Raw genomic sequence first — 5645 nt, 5'->3', positions numbered from 1 at the left:
GCCGAAGCGGACCGGGCCCTCCTGGTGCTGACGAGTCAGCGGCGACGAGTCACCGGGTCACTTGATGATCTTGGTGACGCGGCCGGCGCCGACGGTGCGGCCACCCTCGCGGATCGCGAACTTGAGGCCCTCCTCCATGGCGATCGGCTGGATCAGCTCGACGCGCATGTCGGTGTTGTCGCCGGGCATGACCATCTCGGTGCCCTCGGGCAGGTGCACGACACCCGTCACGTCCGTGGTGCGGAAGTAGAACTGCGGACGGTAGTTGTCGTAGAACGGCGTGTGACGGCCGCCCTCGTCCTTGGACAGGATGTAGACCTGACCCTCGAACTCCGTGTGCGGGGTGATCGAGCCGGGCTTGACGACGACCTGGCCGCGCTCGACGTCCTCACGCTTGGTGCCGCGAAGGAGCAGACCGACGTTCTCACCCGCGCGACCCTCGTCGAGGAGCTTGCGGAACATCTCGATGCCGGTGACGGTGGTCTTGGCGGCCGGGCCCTCGTGGATGCCGACGATCTCGACCTCCTCGTTGACCTTGAGGATGCCGCGCTCGATACGGCCGGTGACGACCGTGCCACGACCGGTGATCGTGAAGACGTCCTCGATCGGCATGAGGAACGGCTTGTCGACGTCACGCTCCGGCTCGGGGATGTTCTCGTCGACGGCGTCCATGAGGTCGAGGACCGTCTGGCCCCACTCCGGGTCGCCCTCGAGCGCCTTGAGCGCCGAGACCTTGACGACCGGGACGTCGTCACCGGGGAACTCGTAGGTCGACAGGAGCTCACGGACCTCCATCTCGACGAGCTCGAGGATCTCCTCGTCGTCGACCATGTCGGCCTTGTTGAGCGCCACGACGATGTAGGGGACGCCGACCTGGCGGGCCAGGAGGACGTGCTCCTTCGTCTGCGGCATCGGGCCGTCGGTGGCGGCGACCACGAGGATCGCGCCGTCCATCTGGGCCGCACCGGTGATCATGTTCTTGACGTAGTCAGCGTGACCGGGGCAGTCGACGTGGGCGTAGTGACGCTTCTCGGTCTGGTACTCGATGTGCGCGATCGAGATCGTGATACCGCGCTGACGCTCCTCAGGAGCCTTGTCGATGTCCTCGAACGCGAACTGCGGGTTGAGGTCCGGGTACTTGTCGTGCAGGACCTTGGAGATCGCAGCCGTCAGCGTCGTCTTGCCGTGGTCGATGTGACCGATCGTGCCGATGTTGACGTGCGGCTTGGTCCGCTCGAACTTTGCCTTCGCCACTGTGGTGTCCTCCTAGGACTTTCTTGTTCTACGCCGTACGACCAGGGCAGGACGTGGCGCGATGGGGTTGGATTTTCGGTTGAATCCCGCAGGAGAGCCTACCGGGATTTCCCGTGGTCACTCGCCGCGGGTCTTCTTGATGATCTCCTCGGCAACCGCCTTGGGGACCTCGTTGTAGGAGTCGAACTCCATCGAGAAGCTCGCGCGGCCCTGCGTCTTGGAACGCAGGTCGCCGACGTAGCCGAACATCTCGGACAGCGGGACGAGGGCCTTGACCACCTTGGCCCCGCTGATGTCCTCCATGCCCTGGATCTGGCCACGGCGGGAGTTGATGTCGCCGATGACGTCGCCCATGTAGTCCTCGGGCGTCCGGACCTCGACGGCCATCATCGGCTCGAGTAGGACCGGGTTGGCCTTGCGGACGGCCTCCTTGAGCACCATCGAACCGGCGATCTTGAAGGCCATCTCGGACGAGTCGACGTCGTGGTAGGCGCCGTCGACGAGGGTCGCCTTGATGCCGACGAGCGGGTAGCCCGCGAGCACGCCGTACTGCATGGCGTCCTGGATGCCGGCGTCGACCGAGGGGATGTACTCCTTCGGTACGCGGCCACCCGTCACGGCGTTGACGAACTCGTACAGCTCGCCGTTCTCCGTGTCGGTCAGCGGCTCGAAGGTGACCTGCACCTTCGCGAACTGGCCGGAGCCACCCGTCTGCTTCTTGTGGGTGTAGTCGTACTTCTCGACGGCCTTGCGGATCGTCTCGCGGTAGGCCACCTGCGGCTTGCCGACGTTGGCCTCGACCTTGAACTCGCGCTTCATGCGGTCGATCAGGATGTCGAGGTGCAGCTCGCCCATGCCGGCGATGATCGTCTGGCCGGTCTCCTCGTCGAGGTGGACCTGGAAGGTCGGGTCCTCGGCGGAGAGCTTCTGGATCGCGGTGGAGAGCTTCTCCTGGTCACCCTTGGTCTTCGGCTCGATGGCGACCTCGATGACCGGCTCCGGGAACGTCATCGACTCGAGGACGATCGGGTCGTTCATGTCGCAGAGCGTGTCACCGGTCGTCGTGTCCTTCAGGCCGATCGCCGCGTAGATGTGACCGGCGAGGGCCTCGTCGACGGGGTTCTCCTTGTTGGCGTGCATCTGGAAGAGCTTGCCGATGCGCTCCTTGCGACCCTTGGTCGAGTTGAGCACCTGGCTGCCCGCCGCGACGCGGCCGGAGTAGACCCGGATGAAGGTGAGGGTGCCGAAGAACGGGTGCGCCGCCACCTTGAAGGCGAGCGCGGAGAACGGCTCCTCCTTGCTCGGGTGACGCTCGATCTCGACGTCCTCGTGACCCGGCTTGTGGCCGATCATGGCGGGCACGTCGACGGGCGTCGGCAGGTAGTCGACCACCGCGTCGAGCATCGGCTGCACACCGCGGTTCTTGAAGGCCGAGCCACAGAGCACCGGGTAGAGCTGTGAGGTGACCGTGAGCTTGCGGATGCCCGCCTTGAGCTCCTCGATCGTCAGCTCCTCGCCGCCGAGGTACTTCTCCATGAGGTCGTCGTCCGACTCGGCGACGCGCTCGACGAGGGCCTGGCGGTACTCCTCGGCCTTGGCCTGCAGGTCGGCCGGGATCTCCTGGATCTCGTACTTGGCGCCCATCGTCACGTCACCCTTGGCGTCGCCCGGCCAGACCAGGGCGCGCATGTAGAGCAGGTCGACGACACCGATGAAGTCGCTCTCGGCACCGATCGGCAGCTGGAGCACGAGCGGCTCGGCACCGAGACGGTCCTTGATCGTCTGCACGGTGAAGTAGAAGTCCGCACCGAGCTTGTCCATCTTGTTGACGAACGCGATGCGCGGCACGTCGTACTTGTCGGCCTGGCGCCACACCGTCTCGGACTGCGGCTCGACACCCTCCTTGCCGTCGAAGACGGCAACGGCGCCGTCGAGGACGCGCAGGGACCGCTCGACCTCGACCGTGAAGTCGACGTGGCCGGGCGTGTCGATGATGTTGATCTGGGTGCCCTCCCAGAAGCAGGTGACCGCGGCGGACGTGATCGTGATGCCGCGCTCCTTCTCCTGCTCCATCCAGTCGGTCGTCGACGCACCGTCGTGCGTCTCACCCATCTTCCGGTTCACACCGGTGTAGAACAGGATGCGCTCAGTCGTCGTCGTCTTGCCGGCGTCGATGTGCGCCATGATGCCGATGTTGCGGACCTTCTTGAGGTCCGTCAGGACGTCGAGTGCCACGTTTGTTATCTCATCTCATCTCAGGAAACTCAGGGGCGAGCCGTTCCGGTGGGGCGGGCTCCATCAGATGAACGTATGCCGCTCTCCGAGCCTTCCCGGCCCCGCGCGGAGTGCGCGCGGGGCAGGGAGCGAGCTCAGCGGCATACGGCCTGACGTGCTGTCACCAGCGGTAGTGCGCGAAGGCCTTGTTCGACTCGGCCATCTTGTGCGTGTCCTCGCGACGCTTGACCGCGGCGCCGAGGCCGTTGGACGCGTCGAGGATCTCGTTCATCAGGCGCTCGGTCATCGTCTTCTCACGACGCTGCCGGGAGTAGCCGACGAGCCAGCGCAGGGCCAGCGTCGTCGAGCGGCCCGGCTTGACCTCGATCGGCACCTGGTAGGTCGCGCCACCGACGCGGCGGGACTTGACCTCCATGGCGGGCTTGACGTTGTCGAGCGCGCGCTTGAGGGTCTGGACCGGGTCGGAGCCGGTCTTCTGGCGGCAGCCCTCGAGGGCGCCGTAGACGATGCGCTCCGCGATCGACTTCTTGCCGTCGAGGAGGATCTTGTTGACGAGCTGCGTGACGAGCGGGCTGGAGTAGACCGGGTCGACGACGAGCGCGCGCTTCGGGGCGGGTCCCTTACGAGGCATCAGGCCTTCTCCTTCTTCGCGCCGTAGCGGCTGCGGGCCTGCTTGCGGCCCCGGACGCCCTGCGTGTCGAGCGTGCCGCGGATGATCTTGTAGCGGACACCGGGAAGGTCCTTCACCCGGCCGCCGCGGACGAGCACGATCGAGTGCTCCTGCAGGTTGTGGCCGACGCCGGGGATGTACGCCGTGACCTCGATGCCGCTCGACAGGCGCACGCGGGCGACCTTGCGCAGCGCCGAGTTCGGCTTCTTGGGGGTGGTCGTGTAGACGCGGGTGCAGACGCCGCGGCGCTGGGGCGAGCCCTTCAGCGCCGGGGTCTTGGCCTTGCTGGCCTTGTCCTGGCGGCCCTTGCGGACCAGCTGGTTGATGGTAGGCAACCTGGTTACTCCATAACGTTGCTGTTGTCTGCCGGTGTCCTGGCACGCGGCCGGGTCCGACTCCTTGTCTGTTCGCGGCCGACCCCCGAGGTCGGGAGTGTCGGACGCGGTGCTCCCCCCTGCACTCCCCAGTCGTGATCGCTCAGTCGTGGATTGCCCGGCGGGAGGTTCGCTCTGGCAACTCAGTGATGGTCCGCGTACGGTGGCCGCCAAGGACCACGTCGCGTCAGGGCACCGAAGCCGTCATCGCGCGTGACGGGGGCAGGCGCGCAGGCATGCCTCAGACACAGTGTTCAAGCGTACCGGCGCACCCGGCACGGACCAAATCGTCGCGCGGACGCTGCGTTCCTCGCTCGGGTCCTCGCGCCGTCGTCGGTCAGCGAACCTGATGGGCTGACCTCCTCGGCGCTGCGGGCCTCGCTCGTTCCTCGCTCGGGTCCTCGCGCCGTCGTCGGTCAGCCGAGCCGCCAGTCCCCGGCATACATGTGCAGCACCGGCACGCCGAGCGTCTCCCGCGCCCGGGACGCCCAGTCGGTGTGGAAGGTGTCCTGGATGGCGAGCGGCTCGGTCACCACGACGAGCTCGGAGGCGTGCAGCCGCCCCACCTCGTCCTCGACCGCCGGCATCGGGTCGTCGGCCGTCACCTCGCCGGTGGCCGACGCCCCGGCCGCCTCGAACTCGGCCAGACTCGTCCTGAGCGCGCTGTCCGCGTCGGCGACGGCCTCGTCCCGGTCCACCGGGGTGAGCGCCTCGAGTGCCTCACGCATCTCGAACAGGCTCAGGTGGTTCAGCACCGCGGCGAGGACGTTGCGCTCCGTGTCCGCGGGCACGAGGACGCGGTACGTCGCCGGCTCCGTCTCGTGCAGCGCGACGATCTTCTTGACGTCGACCGGCTTGAGCGCCTCCTCGGTGAGGACGACGACGGTCCGAGGCGCGGCCGGCACGTCCGTGCTGACAGCGGGCGCCGGGGTCGGGTCGGCGGCGGGCGCGGAGGCTTCAGTCATGCCAGCACACTATCCGCCCGCCGCTCCCCCACGGCGAGCACCCCGTGCCTCGTCGAACGCCGCGGTGCGCCGGCGCGTTCGACCCCGAGCGCTGCGTCCGCGGGAGGTTGAGGGCCGGAGACGCCGCTGGGCCGGGACCGCGCGTAG

Annotated in this window: 5 protein-coding genes; all 5 read right to left on the bottom strand. The window is 67.4% G+C overall.

The features are described from left to right. Positions 1 to 57 precede the first annotated feature (57 nt). The 5 genes from tuf to N864_RS18580 all read right to left on the bottom strand — a co-directional run bounded on the left by tuf (position 58) and on the right by N864_RS18580 (position 5498). Complete coding sequence (gene tuf / locus N864_RS18600) at positions 58 to 1254, bottom strand: elongation factor Tu (protein WP_034720619.1); 1197 nt, start codon at positions 1252 to 1254, stop codon at positions 58 to 60. Positions 1255 to 1371: 117 nt separating this feature from the next. After that, positions 1372 to 3489 carry an elongation factor G gene (fusA, locus tag N864_RS18595; RefSeq protein ID WP_034720617.1) on the bottom strand — a complete coding sequence of 706 codons (2118 nt, stop codon included), beginning with the start codon at positions 3487 to 3489 and terminating at the stop codon, positions 1372 to 1374. 160 nt (positions 3490 to 3649) lie between these two features. Beyond that, positions 3650 to 4120 (bottom strand): 30S ribosomal protein S7, encoded by a 471-nt coding sequence (gene rpsG, locus N864_RS18590; RefSeq protein ID WP_034720614.1) that lies wholly within the window; start codon positions 4118 to 4120, stop codon positions 3650 to 3652. Next, positions 4120 to 4494 (bottom strand): 30S ribosomal protein S12, encoded by a 375-nt coding sequence (rpsL, locus tag N864_RS18585; protein WP_034720623.1) that lies wholly within the window; start codon positions 4492 to 4494, stop codon positions 4120 to 4122. The genes rpsG and rpsL overlap by 1 nt, the downstream gene beginning before the upstream one ends. Before the next feature lie 455 nt (positions 4495 to 4949). Beyond that, a complete protein-coding gene (locus tag N864_RS18580; protein WP_081794026.1) occupies positions 4950 to 5498 on the bottom strand; it encodes a hypothetical protein in 549 nt (182 codons plus the stop codon). Positions 5499 to 5645: the final 147 nt, after the last annotated feature.

This window comes from Intrasporangium chromatireducens Q5-1 (genome assembly GCF_000576575.1).
In the GTDB taxonomy this organism is placed as follows: Bacteria; Actinomycetota; Actinomycetes; order Actinomycetales; family Dermatophilaceae; genus Intrasporangium_A; species Intrasporangium_A chromatireducens.
This window is presented reverse-complemented; position numbering and strand designations above follow the sequence as displayed.

Coding starts and splice junctions, on each gene's coding strand:
- rpsG (WP_034720614.1), bottom strand. CDS start 4,120: ATGCCTCGTAAGGGACCCGCCCCGAAGCGCGCGCTCGTCGTCGACCCG.
- N864_RS18580 (WP_081794026.1), bottom strand. CDS start 5,498: ATGACTGAAGCCTCCGCGCCCGCCGCCGACCCGACCCCGGCGCCCGCT.